The sequence below is a fragment of the Paenibacillus tyrphae genome, assembly GCF_027925525.1.
Classification (GTDB): Bacteria; Bacillota; Bacilli; order Paenibacillales; family NBRC-103111; genus Paenibacillus_G; species Paenibacillus_G tyrfis_B.
On sequence record NZ_BSDJ01000007.1, the window covers coordinates 221,939 to 245,227 of the forward strand.

Below are 23,289 nucleotides of genomic sequence, written 5' to 3' on the forward strand. Positions count from 1 at the left end.
CCTTCTAGTATACCCGTAAAAAGGGTGCCGCACATTATGGTCGCTCAACAGGCTTCACCATAGAGCGCATACCTGCCGGCTGCTAACGGTGAATGGGCAGCGTGACCTGGATCGTCGTGCCGACGCCCACCTCGCTGGCGATATGAATCCGGCCCCTATGATGCTCGATAATTTTGTGGCTGACGAGCAGGCCGAGTCCCGTCCCCGCTTCTTTGGTCGAATAGAACGGCTCGCCGATCTGCCGCAGCTGCTCCTGCGAAATGCCGCAGCCCTGATCGTCGATGCGGACCAAGGCAAGTCCCTGCTCCACAGCCTCCATACTTACGTCAATCGTCCCCCCTCGCGGCATCGACTCGAATGCATTTTTCAAAAAGTTGACGAACACCTGCTTGATCTGATTCGGATCGCAGCGGATCGGAAGCGGCTCGTCGGTTGGGAAGAAGCGGACCTCAATGTTAAGAAGCGTCGCCTGCGCGCCCGTCAGCATCACGACCTCTTGTACGAGCACGGCAAGGTCGGCGATTTTCATTTGAACGGCTTGCGGCTTGGCCAGCATCAGCAGCTCGCTGATAATCACCTCGATCCGCTCCAGCTCCTCCTTCATAATCGGCAAATATTGCGAATAGCTGTGCTCCGAGCGGCCCATCAGCTGGACGAAGCCTTTGAGCGCCGTCAGCGGATTGCGGATTTCGTGAGCGACCCCTGCGGCAAGCTGCCCGGCAATCGTCAGCTTCTCGGACTTGAGCAGCAGCTCGTCCTTCCGCTTCTGCTCCGTAATATCCTTGGCGATAAGGTAGCAGCCGACCTGCTTACGGTTGACGTAGATCGGGGCCGGCGTTGCAAGCAAATAGGCTGGCTCACCCGACTTGCGGACGATCTGCATTTCCATGCCGGACAAGGCGCCTTCGTGCATAATTTGATGAAGCTGCGTCTGCGTCCCTTCTTCTTCGGAGGCCAGTAAATCGGCAAAAGGCATGCCGATCAGCTCCAGCACCGAATAGCCGGTAATGGTTTCGGCGGCAGGGTTGGCCGACGTGATGATCCCGCTCTTGTTAAGCGAGACGATCGCGTCCAAATTATATTTTTTGAGCGATGTATACCGGTCTACGCTTTCTTCAAGCATTTGCAGCATCAGCTTCTGACCCGTAATATCCTGGATCGTCCCGCTGATCCGCAGCGGTCTTCCTTTCGAGGTCAATGTCGTAGCGCTTTGAATCCGAATGAACTTGACCGTCCCGTCGTCCAGGACGATTCTGCATTCCAATTGAACTTCGTGTCCGGCCAACACTCGCCGCATCGAATGCCGCGCCGCCTCCCGGTCATTCGGGTGAACGCGGGCCATCAACTCCTCGTATGTCACGTCTGCATGCAGATCGGCTTGCAGAATGCGGCGCAGCTCGCCCGACCACAGCATTTTACCGGATTGCGCGTCCCATTCAAAGCTGCCCAAGCGGGCGATGCGCTGCGATTGCGCCAGATTCTGCTCGCTATGGCGAAGCGCAGCCTGCGCCCGCTCCCGTTCCGTGACGTCCCGGCCGATATAAATTTCTTTCATTTGGGGTCCTTCCGGGTCGACGATCCGCTTCACGGCAACTTCAAACGAGATGTAATACCCCTGCTTGTGGCGAATCCGGCAGATAAACGAATCGGATTCCCGAAAGGTTTGTTCTCCCAAAGACTCAAGATCGTCCGGATGGATGAATTCGGAGGCGTGCTTTCCGATCAGCTCCTCCGGTTCGAAGCCAAGCTGATGCTTGAGCGAGGCCGGGGAAACGAACTGCAGCACGCCGTCAATCCCGTAAGAGATGACGTCGCGCGTATGCTCCGAGACCATCTCGTACAGCTCCGCCGCTTGGAGCATCTGAGGTTCCTCGGCTTCCGGCCATTCCGATGCGTAGGCGCAGAAGCCGGCGTGCGATCCGTCCTGATCGCGGATGAGGATGACGTCGAGCTTTACCCGGACCGTGCCGCCGTCTTTGTGCAGGTAACGTTTGACCACCGTTATCCCGGTTGCGGCGCCGGGCACAAGCAACGGGGCGGCTGCCTCCTCAACGCTGGGGTCCTTCGGATAAGTAAGCTGCTTCTCCTGCCGGTTCACCAGCTCGTCTTTGGTGTAGCCCAGCAGGCGGCCGAACGCAGGGTTGACCCGGATAAAATATCCTTCCGGCGAAATGAGCGCGATACCGCCGGGGGCATAGGTGAAGCAGTACTTGATCATGGAATCCTGCTTCATGAAAAGAAGGCACCTCCTTCGACATGTCAACCTGATGCGGTCCCCGCTTCATTTCATTTCGGGAAAAGCTTCTCCACCAGGCGATGAGCCGGCAACGTCCGGTCGGCGCGGATCGTACAGCGCGAAGGGTCTGCTATGCATTCCAGGAAATGATTCACCGCATCGGCAAACCCCCGGCGGTGCAAGATCGAATCCCAGCTTCCGAACGTTTGCTCTTGAGGGGAAGCGCCCGCTGTTCTCCATACGGCGGTTTCCATGTTCAGCACTTCGGCGGACCGGCCGCTTCCGTGCAGCTCCAACTGTTCCAGATCGGCTCCCGCTTGACGCACCATGCTGAATTGGGCAACTGCCGCGTCCTGCGAAGAAGATGCGGATACTCCGTGTCCGAAAGTCAAGGTTCCCGTTCCGAACAAAAGCCGTCCTTCGTGATCGGTACGCTGACGGTACGACGCCACGTCGAAGTCGTCTCCGCCAAGCCATAGCAATAAATCGAGCATGTGAATCAAGTCGTCGTACAGCGTGTGCTTGGCACCGTGGCTTTGCAGCTTCGTCCGATGCTTCGCCGCCGTCACCAGATCGAAGCCGCCCCCTTCCTCCATCCATCGCTTGGCCTGCACATACAGCGGCGCAAAGCGGCGGTTGAACCCGACGGCAAGCAGCAGCCCGCATTCGGCGGCATAGGCCGCCATCCGTTCCGAAGCTTCGATGTCGTAAGCCAGAGGCTTATCGACGTAGACGTGAATTCCCTCCTTTAAGCATGTCGTCACGATCGTATCGTGCGTTTCCGTCGGACTGTGGACGAAGACCGCCTCCGGCTTGGCCTGACGCAGCATTTCCGCTAGGGAAGCGTATCGTCCGGCGATCCGGTACTGCTCGCCGATTCGGTCTACCGTCGACATCGAACGGCTGGACAGCCCCACGATATCGACCTTCTCGCTCGCGGATAACAGTGGCAAATATACTTTTTGGGCGATATCTCCCAGCCCGATGATGCCGATTTTGCGTTTCATTCGGATGTCCCCCCGATATATGGTTGGTTGATGTTACAATTGATCTCCGGCAGTACAGCAAGGAACCGGAGTGCTGACGCCATCCTTACAAAAAATTGACAATCCGCGAACAGGCTGATCGCTTTCAAAGGCTGTGAAGGTTATGGTAGAATAGAAGTGTCGGCTGTTTTTTGAAAATGCCTGATCATCTGGGGGATTTACATTCATGTTTAAATTAAACAAGTGGTTGCTCGTATTATCCGTTATTGTATTTATCGGTCTGCTTGGGCTCTCGGTTTACTATGAATCCATCGTCTACTTGTATGCGGCTAGCGCGCTGCCGGTCGCGATCGTCATATTTTTGCCCGACTTGGGACGGATTCAATATATTCGTTTGAAGCCGAAAGCCGGGGTCCGGTTCGTGAAACAAACCATCGGCGGCGATCCGGTGCTGACCATCGCGTTCAAGCCCGGATTTATTCGTTGGAATCACAGCCGCAAGCTGTATTTTCACTTAAACAGTATGGGGAATAGTGAATCTACCGGAACGCCGGAAGCCAAAGCGGCGGGCGGCTCCGAAAGCACCGAAGCGGCGCTGGCCGTACTTCCTTTTGACCTGTCCCTCCATCCCCGCAAGCAGGGGTGGATCGGCATCGACCTCCCGCAATTGGCCGAGCGGACCCGCAGCCTGTCTTATACGACCGACGAAGTGTCGCGGCTGCTCATTCGGATGGCCGATCTGGAGGAAGCGGCGATGAAGGTGATGGTTACGCCCGGCGCGGTAACGGCGAACGAGGGCAAACAGCTTCAGGCTTAATTGCCGGAGCGATCGCAGTCTCTGCTTTATTGGATCGCAAAAAAGCGGATTTCCAAGCGTACGCAACAGCGCCGCTGCGGAATCCGCTTTTTTGAATCTCGCCAGGCTCTACCCGTTCAATACGGAATGGCACAGATAGCCGCTTAACGTGCGCACCATCGCCCCCGTGCCGCCCAGCGGCTCCGTCCCTCGTTCGCTCCACAGCCATGCCGTGCCGCCCGTATCCAAATGCACCCAAGGCGTCTCCCCGGCGAAAAAGCCGATGAACAGCCCGCCCGTAATACTGCCGGCCCAGCGGTCGCGCGAGGTAGAGTTCCGGATATCGGCCACTTGGCTCTTCAGCATGTCGTGATATTCCGGATAATTCGGCAAAGGCCACACCTTTTCCCCCGCCCGCTTGGCGGCGGACAGCAGCTCCTGCAGCATCGGCTCGTCATTCGCAACGGCTCCGGTCGCCACGTCGCCGAAGCAAACCAGCACCGCGCCGGTCAGCGTCGCGACATCGATTAGGCGCGTCGCCCCGAGCGCTTTCGCATACAGCACACCGTCCGCTAATACGATCCGCCCTTCGGCGTCTGTGTTGAGCACTTCGATCGTCTGGCCGTTCATCGCCGCAATGACGTCGCCAGGCTTAAAGGCCGAGCCGGAAGGCATGTTCTCGGCCGCCGGAATGATGATCACCGCATTGACTGGCGGCTTAAGCCGGCCGAGCGCATGGATCAGACCGAGCACCACGGCGGCTCCGCCCATGTCGCTGATCATCTCTTCCATTCCTTCCGGCTTCTTGAGCGAGATGCCGCCGGTATCGAAGGTGATCCCTTTGCCGACAAGACCGATCACATCGGCGTTCTCCTCCGCCGCTCCCCGGTAGCGGACGGCAATCATGCGCGGCGGGTTCACGCTGCCCTTGCCGACAGCCTCCAAGCCGCCCATGCCCTGCTCGCGAATGCCGTGCTCGTCGAGCACCGTGCATTCCATCCCGTACCGGGCGGCCAAAGTCTGCGCTTCCCGCGCGAGCGTCTCCGGCACCAAATAGTTGCCGGGCAAGTTCGTGAGGTCGCGGGCATAGTTCGTCGCCAGCGCCAGCGCTTCCGCGGCGAAGACCGCACGCTCGAGTCCCGCGAGCGTGTCCGGGCCCTCCGCCCTGCCGTGCAGCAGGGCGACTTCCCGCAGCGCGGGCGGCTGCGCCCCGCCGGCGGCGGCATAGCTCGGCATGCGGTACGCGCCGAGCCAGAGCCCTTCCGCGAGCGCCTGCGCCAGCTCGCGGGAGGCCGCGCGCCCGGCGCGCGGCAGCGGCGCCGCGAGGCGCGCGAGCCCATGCTCGTGCGCGGCGCGGGCCGCATAGACGCCTGCGCTGCGCCAGGCGTCAGTGTCTTCGGCGCGGGCGGCGTCGCCCAAGCCGCAGAGCAGCAGGGCCTGATAGCCCGGCATCAGGCCGAGCACGGGCAGCGCCTCGGTGTCCCCGAGGCGGCCCTTGAACCGCCCGCGCGCGGCGAGCGAGCGGACCGCTTGGACAAGCGGCTCCGGCACCTCCGTGCCGGCCGTCGCCGTCCACGCGTCCGCCGCTAGCGCCTCCGGCGTGACGAACACCGCGAGCGCGACGTCCTCCGCCGCGTCTCCCTCCGCTCCCGCCGGCGCTTCGCTTCCACCGGCTCCAGTCCCGCCAAAGCGCTCCTCATTCACCAATACGATGCGCAGCTTCAGCTCTTGCGTAATATAACGATCCAACGTCTCCACTCTCGTCACTCCTTATCGATTTGAGCGGGCGCTGCTCCCCGCAAAGTTCCTCCTTGACCTTAGCCGAAAAATTCAGCCGAAATACCCGGCGGCCTCCATCACCACCTGCCGCATCGGCAGATGGTACGGACACTGCTGCTGGCAGAGCGGCTGCTCCTTACAGGGCTCGTAGTCGGCACAGGACAATATTTTATCCTTTTGCTTCTGGTAAAACCCGTCGCCCTTCGGCAGCAGGCCGAACGTTCGGCGCACCTGGCTTGAAATCATGATGTCGGGAATCGTCACGCCGATCGGACAGGAACAGTAATTGCACCGGCGGCAGTTATGCGCTCCGAGCTCCACCGCCAGCGCCTCCAGCTCGCGCCGTTCGTCGTCTCCGACTTCTTCCCGCATCGCGGCGATATTTTCCTTGACCTCGTCCACGCTGATCATGCCCGAGATCGTCACATGCACATCCTGGCTGTAAGGATAGCGAATCGCTTGGGATACCGGCTGGATAAAGCCGCCCGAGAGCGGTTTCATCGCCGTCTTTCCCATCTGCTGCCGGGTCGCCTCCGGAATCAGCTCGTCCAAAGCGAACGGCTGCGCCAAGTTCAAATGAAACAGCACCTGATCGAACTGCCCTTTGCTGATCCATTTGGCAAGCAGCTCCGGCCGGTGCCCGGTCAGGCCGATAAACCGGACATGCCCCTTGCGCTTCATCTCAAGCGCCGCCTGGTATGCGCCGTTCTCTTCCATTGCCGCTTTAAACTCTTGAACTGTGTTGACATAATGAATCTGCAGCAGATCGATGACGTCCGTTTTCATCCGGTCCAGGCTGCGTTCCATTTCTTCCATGGCCGACTTGTAATCCCGTTTCCCCGTCTTCGTCGCCAAAAAATATTCCGAACGGCGGTGCGAAATGCATTCGCCGATAATTTCTTCGCTGTTGCGGTAGGCTGCGGCCGTATCGATGTAGTTGATCCCTTCGTCAAGCGCGTAATTCAGCGCCGCCCGGGCCTGTTCGAGCGGTACATTGGGCAAGTTCATCGCCCCGAAGCCGAGCGAAGAGACGCGGTATCCCGTGCTTCCGAACGTCGTGTAACGCATGTCCAAGTCTCTCCCTCATGGAAAAATTACATGTTCTCCCTTGATTAATTATAGAGCAACCGGCACCAAAATAACAGTCTGCGGAACACGCCTCGCCTCGCGGACTCCCTCTCTTCTCAGTCCTGAAACGGCAAAAAACGGGCCGCCCCGAAGGGCAAGACCCGCTCTTTGTATCTCATGACTCCCAATGCGCACTTATGGTTTCGGCACGTCGTTTTTGTCGGTTGGCAAGCTTTTGAAGTTTTTGAACACCTTCACCGTTTTGCCTACCAGCGCGCTGCCTTCCGGCACCATATCCGCCGTAATGACCATGTCCTCCGGCTGGCCCATTTCTTCCAGATCGGTGAACCCGTCCCCGTCCGTATCTTTGCCGGTGAGCGGGTCGGTGCTCGTCCGGATGATCATGCCGTTCTCCAGCATCATCCCGGCCGTCTTCTCGTAGAAGTCATCCAAACCGTCCTGATCTTTGTCTTCGTGATAGCTGTTCCCCAGTGCCGACTTGAAGTACGCCTCAAGATCGTCGGCCGTCTGCACCTGGAAGTACATCCCGCCGGTATACTCGGCAATTTGCTTCAGCAGGCTGAGGTCCGCATCCTGACTCAGTCCCATCGTGATGATCGTGATGCCTTTTTCGAACGCCTCTTTCAGCATGTTCAGATCGTCTTGGGTCGTCGCAAAGTTGTTTTGTCCGTCGGTCAGCAGCAGGGCGATTTTCCGCTGTCCGTTGTCTCCATACGTATCGAACAGCTTCACCGCTTCGCGAACCCCTGCGAAAATATTCGTTCCGCCGTTGCTGTCGATATGGTACACCGCGTCGGCTACGGTCTGACTGTGGGCCGAGAATGTCGCGTACGTCCGCACTCCGGTGTCAAAATCGATAATCGCCGCCCGGTCGCTCAAGGAATAGACCTGATTCGTCACGGTCGGGTACTCGAAGTGATATCCTTTCCCATCCTCGTATACCGACTTGGCCACCGTCACCGTTTCCGTCTTCAGCGGACTCTCCGGATCGTGCTTCAAGCCGTAAACCAGGCTCGTAACTGCCGTTTTGCGCAAATTTTTAGGGTCCGTGCTGTTCATGCTGCCGGAGCTGTCGATGATGAAGGCAAAATCGATATACGGCTTGTAGGTACCGTCTACGACAGTTGAGAGATGCGCCCGGAACGTTTGCTCCCAGGACGTTTTATCGATCAGCACGTATTTGCTGTTGTGCGTCGTCGTAAAGCTCAGCGTTCCTAGATCCGCATTGTACGCGGTAGGCAAAAATTCGAAACGCTTCGTCGTTTCGTTATAATACGCCGCTGCCAAATTGTGTTTATTGGACAGCGCAGCCACATCGAACGTCAGCGTGCCGGACGCAAACGACTTCCCGTTAGTGGAAAACTCGACCACAGGCCCCGTCAAACCGGGAACGGACAGCTGGCTGAATACCGTATTCGGCTTCTCCAATTTGACCGAAATGTCGCTAAGGCTTCCGCCAAAAGAGCTCAGGTCCAGACCGACTAAAGCGATCCTGTTGTTCAAGTCGTCGGTCCCTTCCACCGGGTTGCCGCCGCCAAGCGTATTTTGGATCGCCTCTTTATCCAGCGTGACCCTCTGCGTGCCGGAATCCGAGCTCGAATCGGAGCCGGAGCTGGAACTTCCTCCGCTGACCGTACCGGATGTACCCGCAGCCGGGGTCGTTGACGGCGCAGGAGTCGGCGTCTCTTTCTTCGGATCTTTGGCGCCGGTTTCCGTTGTTTTCAAATACCGGGTCAGCATTGCCATCCCTTCGGCGCGGGTTGCCGCTTTTCCCGGATAAAAATAATGCTTGCCGCCCACCGTATCGCCTTCGACGATTTTGTTCGAAGCGGCGACGTTTACGTAATGGTTCGCCCAGTGGCCTGCCGTATCCTCGAATACGACCGTATTGCCTTCCTGCATCCTTAAATTGTAGCTGCGGACCATCAGGGCTGCAATTTCCGCTCGGCTTACTTTGTTATCGGGCTTAAAAGTCCCGTCCTCATACCCGTCGGTCCATCCGTTCGCTTTGGCCGCTTCGATATACTTCAGCGCCCAATGGGAGGAAGCGATGTCTTGAAACGAGCTCTGAGCCGGTTCGGCCAGCTTCACTTGGCGGGCAGAGACAAGCAGCTTGATGTACTCCGCTCTTGTAATGCTTTTGTCCGGCAGGATTACAGGCTGTCCATTCTGTATGACCCCGTCGACGATCCCTTTCTGTACGAGATACTCCACTTCGCTCTTCGACCAGTGATCTTTCAGATCGTCAAAAGCCGGAACTTGATTGTCCGCTGCCGCGATACTGGAAAGTGAGGAACCGAACATGAGACTTGCGATAGATACTGCTGTGATTGCTTTCCTTAGCATCTGTACACCTTCCTTGGCTACTGTGATTAAACTCTTAGGTGCGCCCCCCCTTATTGCCAAGCGCCACTCTTACATTTTATCGGTGGGCCGTTTGGTTTTATTTATGTGAAATAAACCCCAAAAAACCGTTTCCCGGGCGGCAAGTCCGCTTCGGTAACGGTTTTTGGACAGAGAGCAATATACTGGCATCTAACTATTAATCCTTCTTCCGGTCATCCCCCGGATGATCCTCTTTCTTACGGGGATCGTCCGGCTTGTTATCGTCTTTCTTCTTCGAATCTCCCGACGGCTTTTTACTGTTATCGTCCGATTTCTTGCTGTCGGATTCCTTCTTTTTATCCTGTTCCTTCTGTTGGTCTTGCTCTTTCTTATTAGATTCGTCAACGCGCCGGTCTGCATCTTCGCGCCGGCGCTCATCGTTCGATTTGGTGGACTCTTCCTTCTTCCGGTCGTCCTCCCGGTCCTTCGAATTCGAACCGGAACGGTCGTTCTTTTGGCGATCGTCCTCTTTTTTCCGGTCGTCATCCTTCTTGTCGTCGTTCTTGTCACCGGGACGCGACGTGCCGGGATTTGTCGTTCCCGGCTTCGTGCCCGCAGGAAGCGTATTGCCCGGCCTTGTATTGCCCGGCGTCGTCTTTCCTTGGTCTGCGGATTTGTCGTCTTTATCGCTGCCCCGCTTATTGCCGTTCTTGTCGTCGTTTTTATCGTCGTCCTTGCTTTTGTCTTTTCCGCCGTTTCCGGTCGTACTTCCGGGCTTTTTCGGATCGTTCTTCGAATCGTTTCTCGAGTCGTTCTTGGAGTTGTTGTTCTTGGGGTCGTTTTTCGAGTCGTTTTTCGAATCGTTCTTTCCATTTTTCCCGTTCTTGCCGTTGTCTTGCTTGCGGTCTTTCTGATGCTCCTCCAGCTTCTTGTCCAGCTCTCCGTTCTTCTCTTCCTCCACCATCTTCTTGATGTCCGCTTTCGTCGGAAGCTTATCCGGTTGAATGAGCTTGGCCACTTCCGGCTTCTGCTTGGAGATCTGCAGGACCGATTCTCGCTTCAATTCGTCGAGAGTTACGCTCTCTCCATTGCTTTTGGCATTCAAATATACGGTGTACTTGCCCATGGACACACCGTTCTGGGAGGCAGCCTCCCGCACCTCCTGCGGCGCGGCGAACGCGGCGACTTGGTAAGCTTCCACTTTGGTCGGGTGCGCCTCTTGGATGTGCTTGGTCACCTGCTTGCGCAGCTTCTCGGCAATGCCTGCATCGCTCACCTGGCTCTTAGGCTCGACGACGGTGCTGACAATGACGATCTCCGCCTCTTGCTTGGCAAGCGGGCCCTGCTCGGCCTTGTCCAACAGCTTCGAGGTAACGGCCTCCAGCGTTTTCCCCTTGAAGTCGATCGCCTGCGCCAGTACCGCTCCATCATCGTTAAGCCCCCGCAGCTCAAGCACGTTCTCTTTGGCGTCAATGCCCATCTCGATGCTCGGGTTAATGTCCATCGAGACGTAGGCTACCACCTCGGGACTGCCCAGCTTCCCATTGAAGCTGGCAAACAATACCAGACCAAAGACGACGGCGGCCGCAATCGCCGAACGGCCGGCGACGGAAGGACTTCTCCAATTAATGCCGCTATCGGCATAGACGATTTCTTCGCCGATTTCGCAAGTCCGCTTCTTGCGGGGCACCCGCTCGAACTTGCCGTCCGGACGCATCACAACGATGCTTTTTTCCGTGATTTCCATCACGACCCCTTTATTCACGGACATCTTCCCCTTTTTCATGATCCTCTCTGATATGTAAATAATCTCTGAGATACGGATAAGGTCCTTGATATATCAGAGCAACAGCAATAATAAATTTGCGGTTTCGTTCCAGCGTCTTGCGCGAAACCTTCACTTGAGCCAGCAGCTCCTTAATCGGAAGCATTCGCTTGGATATCATGAGCCGCATCAGCTCGCCGTCATTCGAGAGCGTCTTGGCAATACCGAAGAGCGCCTGACGCGAGTCGTCGTGCTTAGGGGAAGCATCGACCAAATCTCCAAAGCGGATACCGAATTCGGACAGACAGCGGTTCAGATCGATAATCTCGCTGCGCCGCTCCTCCATTCCTTTCTGCTTCTCGTACTGTTCGACGGCCTGATGGATTTCGACCGGGTTGACGATGTTGTCCTCCTCGTCCTCCACCTCGAACGTGCTGTACGGAATTTGCTGCGAGAAGCGTTGTTCCTTGCGGACATAATCAATGAGCCGACGGCGGATGACCTGCTCGGAGAAGCCGAGAAACGACCTTCCGGCCTGCGGCGAAAATTGATTGATCGCTTCGTTGAAGGCGCCGAGCGCGATGCTGAACTCATCGTCCCGGGCCGGGTCCACATATCTTTTGCAAAATCTGCTCGTTACCTTCGCAACATAAGGTTGATAATCGGTGATGAATTGATTGCGGAGGCGTAGATCACCTTCTTGAATCAAAATTACGATTTGTTCCGGCGTTTGCGCATCCGCGGAATCCGAGTGGTGTGCCTGGCGTTTTCCGAGAAATTTCTTAAATAAAACCAGCAGCAATCGTTCCACCTCTCTGCTTAAAAATTTCGCTGTCGCTTATACGATTACGGGGGTCATTTCGAAGGCTGGACGCCTATATTTCTTAAGGAATTTTTTTGCGTGTCAGGACGGGTTTTCCAACTGGGCCAGCCGCAAAAAACGTCCCTATCCAAGCCGCAGCCGCGGCAGGCTTGCCCGGGCGCCGGACCGCATCGCCATGCGGCTGCAGCGCCACGCTCACATGGGCATACGGCGCCGCTGCCGGCGCTGTCTTTGCCTGCAAAGAAGCTTGGCGAAGAAGGGACGTTTTTGCAAAAGCTTGGTACTTTTAAGACAGGCCACGCATGGTCTTTTTATTTTTCAGCTTGTGACGGCGCTGGCTGAGCACGTTCAGCCTTTTTTTGAGCTGCTGCTCCCATTCGGCGTCGCCGATCTCTTTGGCCACCATCAACAGGTCAAGCGCCATGTCAATCTGGCTTCGAACGACCTCAAGCGGCTCTTCGTTCTCGTGATTGACGCAGTTCTCGAACATCTCCTGAACGTCCCGATGCTCGACGTACTCTTGGAAATCCACTTCCGGTGCGCCGTCTCCATGCGCGTATTCGGCAAGGATCTCGTACTCGTTTTCCACCTGATGGTGCACTTCCACACGGTGGCATACCGGGCAGAACAATAACGGCACGTTATGAATTTGCGTCCGGATATGTCTTAGCGTCCCTTTGGTCCCCAACATGCTGGCTCCGCAGCAAAAACTCATCGTCCTCGTCCCCCTGTTTCCACTTTGAATCTTATGACGGCTATGATTGCAAACTGATCGGAAAGCGTTTCGCACAGGAAAAACCGTTAGTTGAATCGGCTCATGGGATTTCCCAGGACGATTCCAACTATATTGACGTTATTTTCCTGTAAAAGGTTTCTCGATGCTTGCGCGTCCCAAGCCGCATGGTCTCCTTGCTTTATATTGACGTTAGCGAATTGTCGATCGTTCATGCGTAGCTGTAGGCTGCAAAAAGCTTATCCATTCTTATCAACAAAAAAAAAGACCCATGCCGCTATCCCTAAAACTATTCGACCAAGAGCGCCAAAAATCCTCTTTTTTCGCCCCGCGGATGCTTAGTTAAATGTTTCCTTCTTGGAAACGGCAGGTTGCCTCCCCGCTTCCTGCGTGCATAAATCGGCTGTGATTTGCAAATTCTGTTAAAAGATAAAGTTTGTTTCCAAGGAGGACTTTGCCGTGCGGTCTATTCCGACGTCCGGCTTCGAGCTGCCGGATCGCTATGAGAAGGATCTGCTGCATCTGATGGTCCGGGATGCCCATACGCTGTTCGTTTATTGGGAAGTCGGCAACCGCAAGCGCTGGCTGTGCTCGCAGCATTTTGAGTGCGACTGGGGCGTGCTGCCGAAGGTGCTGCGGGTATACGACGTTACCGGCGTGTACTTTAACGGGAACAACGCGCACCGTCATTTCGATATCGAGACGACGCCGGAGGCGGACCGCTGGTACATTCACGGGGCTTCGGCCGATACCGTATGGACCGTCGATTACGGAGTTTATACGATCCGTCGGCAGTTCGTTCCGCTGCTGCGGTCTGGCGCCGTTCGCACGCCGCGGGACAGCATCGCTCCATGGGGCGCTCCGCTGCAGCCGACCGTACCGGAGGCACGGGAGCCCGGCAAAACTCCCGCGCGTATACAACCATACGATTTTGAGAATTTCAGCGCTTACCACAGCTGGATGAAATGAGGTTCTTCGTTTATGCTCAACCGAGGCCAGCCGAAGCCGGACCCGAAGGGCTATCTGGCTTTGGTTCTTCATGCCCATTTGCCCTATATCCGACACTACGATCGCGACGACTATATGGAGGAGCGCTGGTTTTACGAGGCGATGACGGAAACGTACCTTCCCTTCGTCGACCTGTTCGGCCGGTTGGCGGCGGAAGGCATCGAATTCAGGCTCACCTTCTCCATGACGCCTACGCTGCTGGCGCTGTGCACGGACCCGCTGATGCAAGAACGCTACGCGGTCCATCTGGCCAAGCTGATCCGGCTGGCGGATCAGGAAATCGTCCGGCTTCGGAGCGACGAGCGCTTCGAGCCGCTGGCCCGCATGTATGCCAAGCGGTTCCGCGAGCTAAGCCGGCTTTACGAGTCTTGCGGACGCGATATCGTGACCCGCTTTAAGCATTACCAAGATCTCGGCATGCTCGAAATCGTCACATGCGCCGCAACCCACGGCTTCTTGCCGCTGATGCGGACCGAAGAGGCGATCCGCGCCCAGATTCTCACGGCCGTCCGCGATTACGAACGGCATTTCGGCCGCCCGTCGCGCGGCATCTGGCTGCCCGAATGCGGCTTCACCCCCGGGGTGGACCGGGTGCTGAAATCGTGCGGCATCGATTATTTTTTTGCGGACGCTACGGCTGTCGCCTATGCCACGCCGCGCCCGAACCGCGAGCTGTACGCCCCGCTCATGACGCCCTACGGCGTCACGGCATTCCCGCGCGATCCCGAATCGTCGCAGCAGGTATGGAGCGCCGAGAACGGATATCCGGGCGACTACGACTACCGGGAATATTACCGGGATATCGGCTGGGACCTCGGCTGGCACGATTTGGCGGAATGGGAGCATATTCGCCCATACGTATTGCCTACGCACGAACGGGTCAATACGGGCATCAAATATTATCGCATCACCGGCAAAGACGGACACCGCGAGCCGTACAACCCGGAATGGGCAAGAAGCAAGGCCGCCGAGCATGCGGGCAACTTTCTGTTCAACCGGCAAAAGCAGGCCGAGCATTGGCACCATCATTTGGACCGCAAGCCGATCATCGTCTCACCCTACGACGCCGAGCTGTTCGGCCATTGGTGGTACGAAGGGCCGCTGTGGATCGAGATGCTGTGCCGCAAGCTGTTTTACGATCCGTATGAGCTGCGGATGGTGACGCCTTCGGAATATTTGCGGGAGTACCCCGTCGCTGATACGGGCAAAGTGAACGAATCCAGCTGGGGCCGCATGGCTTCGGCGGAAGTATGGCTGCAGGGGAACAACGATTGGATTTACCGCCACCTGCACGAAGCGGAGCTGCGGATGATCCGGCTTGCCACGAAGCACGAGCATTTGGAGGAAGGTAAGAGACTCCTGAAGCGTGCGCTGAATCAAGCGGCCCGCGAGCTGATGCTTGCGCAAAGCAGCGACTGGGCATTCATTATGGATTCGCAGACGGTCGTCGATTACGCCTGCCGCCGGACGAAGGACCACCTCGGCTGCTTCCGGCTGCTGTGCGAACAAATCGAGGCAGAGGTGGTCAACGAATCGTTCGTCGCGGAGCTGGAAGCGAAGGACAACTGCTTTCCCGGGATTGACTATCGGGATTACGTTTCCATTCACCGGGCGTCGCCGGTTCCTTTGCTGCCGGATGCGGAGCATTTCCGACAAATCCTGGAGGAAACGAAGCATAGCCCGAACGTGTTCATGCTCGCTTGGGAGTACCCGCCCAAAACGGTCGGCGGGCTGTCCCGCGCCGTAGCCGATTTATCGGAGGCGCTGGCCGCGCAGGGACAGATCGTTCACGTGGTGACGAGCGCGCACGACGGCGCGCCGTATTTCGAGAAGCGCGGCGGCGTGTACGTGCACCGCGTTCCGGTGCTGCATTCCGGCGATACGGACTTTTACGATTGGACCTTCGAGATGAATCTCGCCTTCACGGATCATCTTGTCCGTTATAAAGAAAACGGCGGGCGCATCGATCTGCTGCATGCCCACGATTGGATGGTGTACCATACGGCCCGCGAGCTGAAAATGAGCTACGGCCTTCCGCTCGTCTGCACGATTCATGCCACCGAATGGGGGCGGAATCACGGACGGCTGAGTACCGACCTGTCGAACCGGATTCACCGGCTCGAATGGCGGCTCACCTACGATTCGGAACGCGTCTTCGTCTGCAGCCATGCGATGAAACGGGAAGTGCAGGACTTGTTCCGGCAAGCGGACGGCAAAATGCTCGTTTTCCCGAACGGGGTGAAGCTGGAGGAGCCGTTCGATGGCCCGGTTGATTCGCAGGAAGACGCCAAACGCTGGTTCAACGTTCAAGGGCGGCGCGTGCTTGTTTTCGTCGGCAGGCTCGTCTTCGAGAAGGGCGTGCAGACGCTGCTCCACGCGATGCCGGACATTTTGTCGGGCGCGCCTGACACGGTGCTGTTCATCGGCGGCTCCGGGCCGATGGAGGACGAGCTGAAGCGGCAGGCTGCCCATCTCGGCGACCGCGTGCGCTTCACCGGGTTCATTGACGACGGGACAAAGGCGGCGCTGTACCGTGCGGCCGACGTGTGCGTCATCCCGAGCCTGTACGAGCCATTCGGCATCGTCGCCCTGGAGGCGATGAAGCACGGATGCCCCGTCGTCTTGTCCGATACCGGCGGGCTCGCCGAGCTCGTGGAACACGGCGTCGACGGGTACAAAGCGCTGCCCGGCCATGTCGAGTCGCTCGCCTGGCATGTCGGCGACCTGCTGCGGCAGCCGGAGCTCGGGCGAAGCATGGCGGAGCGGGCGCGGCTCAAGCTGGAACGGCACTATGCGCTGGAACGCATTGCAGGCGCCGTAGCGGAGCAGTATGAGGAGCGGATTCGCTAGCGCAAGCCTCCGGCATCCGGCGTCGGCTCGTGACAGAGGCTTGCCCTCCGGAGATTCGCAGCACGACAGTTCGCCGCAAGGAGGGATGTGTATGAAAGCCGTCATTATGGCCGGAGGCAAAGGGACGAGGCTTCGCCCGTTAACCTGCCATCTCCCGAAGCCGATGGTTCCGCTTGCCGGCCGCCCCTGCATGGAGTACATCATCGAGCTGCTGGAGGCGCACGGAATTACGGACATTGCCGTCACGATCCAATATTTGCCGGACGTTATACGCGATTATTTCGGGGACGGAAGCCGGCATGGCGTCCGCCTGCATTATTTCGAAGAAACGGTGCCGCTCGGCACCGCCGGCAGCGTCAAGCACGCCGCCCCGTTTCTGGACGAGCCGTTCGTCGTCATCAGCGGCGATGCGCTGACCGATTTTGATCTGACCCAGGCGATCCGGTTTCATCAAGAGAAGCGTTCGCTCGCCACGCTTGTGCTCACCCGGGCCAAGCATCCGCTCGAATACGGCGTCGTAATGACCGACGACGGCGGGCGCATCGTCCGCTTCCTCGAAAAGCCGAGCTGGAGCGAGGTGTTCAGCGACACGGTCAATACGGGCATCTATATTCTCGAACCCGAAGTGCTGGATCGCTTCGAGCCGGGCATCGCGTACGATTTCAGCCAGCAGTTGTTCCCGGGCCTTCTCTCCGACGGAAAGCCGCTGTACGGCTATGTCGCGGACGGCTACTGGTCGGATATCGGCACGCTGGAACAGTACCGGCAGACGCAGTTCGACATGCTCGACCACAAGGCGAACGTGCGCATCCGCGGCACCGAGCTGCGGCCCGGCATTTACGTCGGCGAGAATGTCACCGCCGCTCCGGATGTCAAGTGGATCGGGCCGGCGTTTATCGGCGACGGCTGCCGGATCGGGGACAGCGTGGAGATCGGCGAGTACAGCATCGTCGGACAAGGCAACGTGCTGTCCGCAGGCAGCGTGTTGGGCCGGACGATCCTATGGGATCATAACCATATCGCCGAACGGAACGAGCTGCTCGGCTCGACGCTGGGAAGCCGGATCTTCTGCAAGGAAAGCGCGCGCTTCGCCGACGGAAGCGTCGTCGGGAGCCACTGCGTCATCGGCCCAAAAGCTGTTGTCGAGCCGCATGTGAAAATATGGCCGAAGAAGCAAATACGCGAAAATACGCGGCTGACCTCCTCGTTCATTTGGGGCGAACACTTGGGCAAGCCGCTGTACAGCGCTTACGGCGTTGCCGGCACGCCCAACCTCGACCTGACGCCGGAGTTCGCCGCCCGCTTCGCTACAGCCTACGGCTCCGCGCTCGCTACCGGCAAGCGGCTCGCCGTCAGCTCTGCGCCCCATGAATTCGCGCGGCTGATCAAGCGCACCGTAGCCGCCGGCCTGCAATCGGTCGGCGTCGACGTGGTCGATCTCGGCGACGTGCTGCTGCCGGTGGCCCGCTTCGCCGTCCGCGAGCTGCAAAGCGCCGGGGGCATCCATGTGCAGCTTGGCGCCGACGGTCTCGGCTGCCTCGAATGCTACGACGGGCAGGGCCTGCCGATCGACAAAGCGGCGGAGCGCAAGGTCGAGAACGGCTTCCGTCAGGAGGATTACGGCCGGGCCCCGGCGGAATCGCCCGGAAGCTATCGGACGGACGAGAAGATGACGGCGTCGTATCTCGGGGCCCTGCTCGCCTTCACGGCAATGGAGGGCGAAAGCGCCCTGCCGCTGCGCGCCGTCGTCTGCACGCACCCGGCCGTCTTCGCGCTGCTGCAGCCGCTGCTCGATGCGCTCGGCTGCGAGGCCGTGCATTTGCCCGCCGCAGCGCAGCGCGGGCGACTGGCCGACCATGTCCGCGCGCTGTCCGCCGACCTGGGCCTGTGGCTCGACGACGACGCCCGCGGCATGTCGCTCGTCACGTCCGGAGGCGAGACGGTGACCGGCGACCGGCTGATGCTGCTGCAGTACGTGTCGTTTTTCCACAGCTTCAAATCCGCCGTCATCGGCGCCCCCGTGAGCGCGCCTCACCTGCTCGAAAGCTTGGCGGAAGGACTCGGCGCTAGGATCGTACGCACGAAGCAGCAGATCCGCAGCATCATGGAGGTTTCCGCAAACCTTGCGCTGCATCCGCTATTTGACGGCCTGTTCGCAACCGGGCTCATCGTTCGCAATATGCACCGCAGCGGCTTGCCGCTTGACGAGTTGCTACGGCTCCTGCCGAGCGTTTACGTCCGGCGCGAGCGGATCGACTGCCCGTGGGACCGCAAAGGCGAAATCATGCGCCGGATGCTGCAGGAAACGAAGGGACGACCGGTGGAGCTCATCGACGGCATCAAGGTGCACCACGACGGCGGTTGGGTGCTGCTGCTTCCCGATTCGGACGATCCGGCCTTCAGCGTCGTCGCCCAAGGGCTTCACGACGAGCACGCGCTGTCGCTCGTTCACGAATACCGCGAGCAAATTCTAAACCTGATGCAGTGAGCATAACCATAAGATAATGCCCAATTGATGAGTCCGGCTTCACCGGACCTTCCAAAGGAAAGGATGATCGTATGAAGCTCATTCCCATCGGCTCGAAGCAGATCGCTTTTATCCGGTATGACGACCAAGCTTCGCAGATGCACATTCAATACCATACGGGTCATACCCATACGTGCTGCGACGTCCTGCCCGAGCATTACCAACGGCTGCTCCAGTCTCCCAATCCATACGATTTGCTCATGCAAATGACATCCGACAAAGCCTGGTGCCCCCCGCAAGCCTGAGGCAGCCGGGCTTTGCCTCTTCCTCCGCTCCGGTCCCAGAGCCGACAATATTGAAGCAAACACGCTGCCGGCAGCCGTTTTCACCCATTTTCACGGATTGACCGGCATGGCATAAAAAGGTATCTTAAGAGAAAGCAAGCATTCTGGAACGAGAAGGGTGTGGGTGGATTGCCTAGGCACTTAGTCATCGGAAACGGCAAGTTTTTGATCAACCTGGACCGTAATACGTACATGCGCGACTTGTATTATCCTTACGTCGGGCAGCTCAACCATGTCGGAGGCTATCAATGCCGCATCGGCCTTTGGGTGGACGGCGCTTTTACTTGGCTGGCCGACCCGGAATGGAAGTTCGAGCTTTCGTATATCGAAGACTCTCTGGTCACCGAAGTTCGCGCCTCCCATTACCATCTCGGGATTACTTTGCTTATGAACGACGGCGTACATCAGCGCGAGGATGTGTATCTGAAGCGTGTGCGCGTCCACAATCATTGGGATACCGTGCGCGAGGTGCGCATGTTTTTCAATCAGGACCTCGTGATCAACGAGACCGAAGTGGGCGATACCGCCGCATATTATCCTCAGAACAATACCGTCTTTCATTATAAAAAAGACCGCTACTTCATGTTCAACGGGCTGGCCGGCACCGACGGCATTTATCAGTATACGACGGGCGTCAAACGGTTCTATAACGCCGAGGGCACGTGGCGCGATGCGGAGGACGGCCATTTGATGGGCAATGCGATCGCGCAGGGCTCGGTCGACAGCACCGTCAGCTTCCGGCTGCATGTGCCGCCGAACGGCGACGAGACGCTCTATTACTGGATGAGCGCGGGCAAAAATCTCGAAGAAGTGAAGAAGCTCGACAACTACGTCAAAGAAAGCCATCCGGGCAAGCTGCTGGACCGGGTGGAAATTTATTGGCAGCGCTGGGTCAACAAGCCGGAGGAACGCGATTACGGCAACCTGAGCGAGGCTTGTGTGCGGATGTACAAGCACAGCCTGCTGATCGTCCGGACGCAGACCGACGTGAACGGCGCGATCATCGCGGCGAACGACTCCGACATTATGCAGTCCAACCGGGACCATTACAGCTATATGTGGCCCCGGGACGGCGCGTTGATCGCTTACGCGATGACGATGGCCGGCTATCAGGGTATGATTACGCCGTTCTTCAACTTTTGCGCGGAGGCGCTCTCGCCGGACGGCTACCTGCATCACAAATACAATCCCGACGGGACGGTCGGCTCCAGCTGGCATCCGTACCTCAACGGCGGCAACATGCAGCTGCCGATTCAAGAGGACGAGACCGGGCTCGTCCTGTTCGCGCTGTGGGAGGACTACGTCCGTCACGGCATCATTGAGCTGCCGCAATCGCTGTACCGGACGCTGATCCGCCGCGCGGCGCGCTTTATGTCCGGCTATATCGAGCAAGAGCTGAGCCTCCCGAAGCCGAGCTACGACCTGTGGGAGGAGCGTTACGGCATCTTCACCTTCACCACCTCGGCCGTCTACGGCGGTCTCATCGCAGCCGCCAACTTCTGCAGCCTGTTCGGGGACGAAGAGCGGTCCAGCCGCTACCGGCATACGGCCGAGAAAATCAAGTCCGGCATCCTCAAGCATCTGTGGGACGAAGAGGAGCAGCGTTTCGTGCGGGGACTCGTGCTGGACGACGGAGTCTGGGTGAAGGACAAAACGCTGGAGAGCAGCGTCTACGGCATTTTCGAATTCGGCGTTCTCCCGGCCGACGACCCGCGCGTCGTCAGCACGATGAAGGCCAACCGGGACGGACTCACGATCAAAACGGACATCGGCGGCGTCGCCCGTTACCATCACGACTATTACTTCCAGCGTTCGTCGGACATCGATAACGTTCCGGGCAATCCGTGGATCATCTGCACACTGTGGATCGCGGAATGGGAGATCGAGTGCGCCAAGACGCTAGAAGACCTCGAATCGCCGCGGCGTACGCTCGAATGGGTCGTCAAACACGCGATGGAAAGCGGCATTTTGCCGGAGCAGCTCGACCCGTTCGACGGCGGGCCGGTATCGGTCGCTCCGCTCACCTGGTCGCACGCCACCTATGTGCTGGCCGTCGTCAAGTATACTGAGAAATATAAAAAGCTGCTGGCCGCAAGCAAAGCGTAAAGCCGGCCGTTTTCATAATAAAAAAACATGTCGGCAAGACGGCTCATGTCCGTCCTTCCGGCATGTTTTTTGTTCTGCACAGCCTCTGCTACCGCTTGCGGGGAATGCTAAGCGTCTGCCAATGTTCGCTTTTCAGGTGCTTGCCCAAAAAGACGATCTGCCCGACATGGTACCCGTAATGGGAAACCTGGCGCTGAATCGCCTTCAGCACCGTATGCGCTTCGCCGCGGATATAGACGGTGCGCAGCACATCCTCCGGCGTCAGCGAGCGCAGCGTCTGAAACAACCGCTCCCAGCCTTCCTCCCACAGACACAGCAGCTCCGCGCGGGGGAGCCGGCTGACTTCGAATTCCCTATCCCGGTTGCGGTCCGGCTTCTCGTCGTCCGTCGTTAAAAAATCGGTCCAGCGCGAAATCATATTTCCATGCATATGCTTGATCAGTATTTCCAGCGAGTTAGATTCCGGATCGATCGTTTCGTAAAAGTGCGCGTCCTCCAGTTGGCTCATCGTTCCGTCGGCCAGCTTCTTCATGCTTTCAAAAGCCGAAATCGATTCTTTCAAAAATTCGTCGCCAAGTTGAAACGGTTGGTTCATCATGATCCTCCCTTTCCGTGAAATGGGTACAACACCATCTTACGGGAACGAGGCCGGAAAGTACATTTCCGTTTTTTTATCGGGGCGATAAGCCGCACACGCGGTTGACGCAAAAAAACCTGACCGAAGTCAGGCTGCCGTACTTATTCATGCACGTAGGTTTGTTCGTATTTGTCCGCTTCCCACAGCCGGTCAAGCTCGGTAGGATCGCTCATTTCGACGACGATCATCCAGCCTTGGCCATATGGGGACAGGTTGATGACGCCCGGGTTTTCCGTCAGCTTCGGATTGACGCTAACGACTTTACCGGATACCGGAGCATACAGCTCCGTCACTGTCTTGACCGATTCCATGCTGCCGAACGGCTCGCCGGCCTGAAGGACGTCTCCCTCTTCGGGGAGCTCCACAAAGACGATGATCCCGAATTCCTCTTGGGCAAAATCGGTGAGTCCGATCACGGCTCTGCCGTTTTCCACCCGCACCCATTCATGATTTTCGCTGTATTTGAGCCCTTTGATTACTTCCATAACGTCGGTTCCGAGCCCCTTTACTCCAAGTAGTGAAAAACCCCCTAGCCTGCCGCAAGACAAACCGAGGGGGATATGCGAAGCGTATAAAGACGATTATTTCGCCACCAGATGCTTGTCGCCTTTTTTCCAGCCGATCGGGCACAGACCGCCGGATTGCAGAGCTTCGAGAACGCGGAGCGTTTCTTCGACGCTGCGGCCGACATTGTTGTGATGAACGACTTGGTATTGCAGTTCGCCTTCCGGGCTGATGATGAACAGGCCGCGCAGCGCGATGCCTTCTTCTTCGATCAGAACGCCGTAGTCGCGCGATACTTGTTTCGTAATATCGGCAGCCAGCGGGAAGTTCAATTGGCCAAGGCCGTTTTGATCTACCGGCGTGTTGATCCAAGCGCGGTGGGAATGAATGCTATCGATGGAAACGCCGAGGATTTCGGCATTGATCGCTTTAAATTGCGAAGCGGCTTCGCTGATTGCCGTAATTTCCGTCGGGCACACGAAAGTGAAGTCCAGCGGATAGAAGAACAATACGAGCCACTTGCCTTTATAGTCGGACAAGGAAACTTTGCCGAACTCTTGTCCGTTCCCAAGGGCGGTGTCCATTGTAAAATCGGGTGCTTGTTTACCTACCAAACGCTCTGCCATGTTCCAAAAATCCTCCCTTAAATTGGTTAATTGATCACGGTTTTTCACGATATAAATCGTATCATTTGGAGCCCACCCAAGTCAAGATTAAACTAATTATTTTTTTATAATAATTCTAATCTAAGACAACCCAGACACACAATTGCGCTGTAGAAAAAAAGAAAAAACTCTTAAGAAATCGGAATTATTCCTCAAGAGTTTTTCCTACTTTCCGG

18 protein-coding genes are annotated in these 23,289 nt (G+C 57.6%); 7 read left to right on the forward strand and 11 right to left on the reverse strand.

The features are described from left to right. Nucleotides 1-82: 82 nt before the first annotated feature. Entirely contained in the window at nucleotides 83-2,233 is a 2,151-nt protein-coding gene (locus QMG93_RS11030) for a PAS domain S-box protein (protein WP_281936280.1), read from the reverse strand. Between the two features lie 53 nt (nucleotides 2,234-2,286). Then, nucleotides 2,287-3,243, reverse strand: coding sequence for a Gfo/Idh/MocA family protein (locus tag QMG93_RS11035; protein ID WP_281936281.1), 957 nt, complete (start codon nucleotides 3,241-3,243; stop codon nucleotides 2,287-2,289). A 205-nt stretch (nucleotides 3,244-3,448) separates the two neighbouring features. Here QMG93_RS11035 and QMG93_RS11040 point away from each other — a divergent pair, with 205 nt between their 5' ends. Continuing rightward, nucleotides 3,449-4,039 (forward strand): hypothetical protein, encoded by a 591-nt coding sequence (locus QMG93_RS11040; RefSeq protein WP_281936283.1) that lies wholly within the window; start codon nucleotides 3,449-3,451, stop codon nucleotides 4,037-4,039. A gap of 108 nt (nucleotides 4,040-4,147) precedes the next feature. Here QMG93_RS11040 and QMG93_RS11045 read toward each other — a convergent pair whose 3' ends face one another. Further along, a complete protein-coding gene (locus QMG93_RS11045) occupies nucleotides 4,148-5,629 on the reverse strand; it encodes a leucyl aminopeptidase (RefSeq protein WP_309299667.1) in 1,482 nt (493 codons plus the stop codon). Here QMG93_RS11045 and QMG93_RS11050 point away from each other — a divergent pair. Beyond that, nucleotides 5,514-5,759, forward strand: a complete 246-nt coding sequence (locus tag QMG93_RS11050; protein ID WP_281936393.1) for a hypothetical protein — start codon at nucleotides 5,514-5,516, stop codon at nucleotides 5,757-5,759. The two genes, QMG93_RS11045 and QMG93_RS11050, sit on opposite strands and share 116 nt — an antisense overlap. Nucleotides 5,760-5,848: 89 nt before the next feature. On the opposite strand, the gene QMG93_RS11055 is transcribed toward QMG93_RS11050, so the two are convergent. The 5 genes from QMG93_RS11055 to QMG93_RS11075 form a co-directional block, all read right to left on the reverse strand. Next, a complete protein-coding gene (locus QMG93_RS11055) occupies nucleotides 5,849-6,865 on the reverse strand; it encodes an aldo/keto reductase (RefSeq protein WP_281936284.1) in 1,017 nt (338 codons plus the stop codon). A gap of 195 nt (nucleotides 6,866-7,060) precedes the next feature. After that, entirely contained in the window at nucleotides 7,061-9,232 is a 2,172-nt protein-coding gene (locus QMG93_RS11060; protein WP_281936287.1) for an S-layer homology domain-containing protein, read from the reverse strand. A gap of 196 nt (nucleotides 9,233-9,428) precedes the next feature. Continuing rightward, nucleotides 9,429-10,976, reverse strand: coding sequence for an anti-sigma factor domain-containing protein (locus tag QMG93_RS11065; RefSeq protein ID WP_281936288.1), 1,548 nt, complete (start codon nucleotides 10,974-10,976; stop codon nucleotides 9,429-9,431). Next, nucleotides 10,969-11,778, reverse strand: a complete 810-nt coding sequence (gene sigI, locus QMG93_RS11070; RefSeq protein ID WP_253410320.1) for an RNA polymerase sigma factor SigI — start codon at nucleotides 11,776-11,778, stop codon at nucleotides 10,969-10,971. The genes QMG93_RS11065 and sigI overlap by 8 nt, the downstream gene beginning before the upstream one ends. Nucleotides 11,779-12,085: 307 nt before the next feature. Then, a complete protein-coding gene (locus QMG93_RS11075) occupies nucleotides 12,086-12,514 on the reverse strand; it encodes a hypothetical protein (RefSeq protein WP_063185754.1) in 429 nt (142 codons plus the stop codon). Nucleotides 12,515-12,991: 477 nt separating this feature from the next. On the opposite strand from QMG93_RS11075, the gene QMG93_RS11080 reads away from it, so the two are divergent. From QMG93_RS11080 to QMG93_RS11100, 5 genes are all read left to right on the forward strand, one after another. After that, nucleotides 12,992-13,501: a DUF4912 domain-containing protein gene (locus QMG93_RS11080; RefSeq protein WP_281936295.1), complete on the forward strand. Its 510-nt coding sequence runs from the start codon at nucleotides 12,992-12,994 to the stop codon at nucleotides 13,499-13,501. Between the two features lie 12 nt (nucleotides 13,502-13,513). Beyond that, nucleotides 13,514-16,390, forward strand: a complete 2,877-nt coding sequence (locus QMG93_RS11085; RefSeq protein WP_281936297.1) for a 1,4-alpha-glucan branching protein domain-containing protein — start codon at nucleotides 13,514-13,516, stop codon at nucleotides 16,388-16,390. 91 nt (nucleotides 16,391-16,481) lie between these two features. Then, nucleotides 16,482-18,878, forward strand: coding sequence for a sugar phosphate nucleotidyltransferase (locus tag QMG93_RS11090; protein WP_281936299.1), 2,397 nt, complete (start codon nucleotides 16,482-16,484; stop codon nucleotides 18,876-18,878). A gap of 71 nt (nucleotides 18,879-18,949) precedes the next feature. Continuing rightward, nucleotides 18,950-19,162: a KTSC domain-containing protein gene (locus tag QMG93_RS11095; RefSeq protein ID WP_281936301.1), complete on the forward strand. Its 213-nt coding sequence runs from the start codon at nucleotides 18,950-18,952 to the stop codon at nucleotides 19,160-19,162. A 168-nt stretch (nucleotides 19,163-19,330) separates the two neighbouring features. Beyond that, a complete protein-coding gene (locus QMG93_RS11100; protein WP_281936303.1) occupies nucleotides 19,331-21,307 on the forward strand; it encodes a glycoside hydrolase family 15 protein in 1,977 nt (658 codons plus the stop codon). A gap of 88 nt (nucleotides 21,308-21,395) precedes the next feature. Here the strand turns inward: QMG93_RS11100 and QMG93_RS11105 are convergent, their stop codons facing one another. The 3 genes from QMG93_RS11105 to QMG93_RS11115 form a co-directional block, all read right to left on the reverse strand. Further along, nucleotides 21,396-21,902 carry a DUF1572 family protein gene (locus QMG93_RS11105; RefSeq protein WP_281936389.1) on the reverse strand — a complete coding sequence of 169 codons (507 nt, stop codon included), beginning with the start codon at nucleotides 21,900-21,902 and terminating at the stop codon, nucleotides 21,396-21,398. Nucleotides 21,903-22,045: 143 nt separating this feature from the next. Continuing rightward, a complete protein-coding gene (gene gcvH, locus QMG93_RS11110) occupies nucleotides 22,046-22,429 on the reverse strand; it encodes a glycine cleavage system protein GcvH (protein WP_281936305.1) in 384 nt (127 codons plus the stop codon). 96 nt (nucleotides 22,430-22,525) lie between these two features. Next, nucleotides 22,526-23,074, reverse strand: coding sequence for a peroxiredoxin (locus QMG93_RS11115; protein ID WP_281936306.1), 549 nt, complete (start codon nucleotides 23,072-23,074; stop codon nucleotides 22,526-22,528). Between the last annotated feature and the right edge of the window lie 215 nt (nucleotides 23,075-23,289).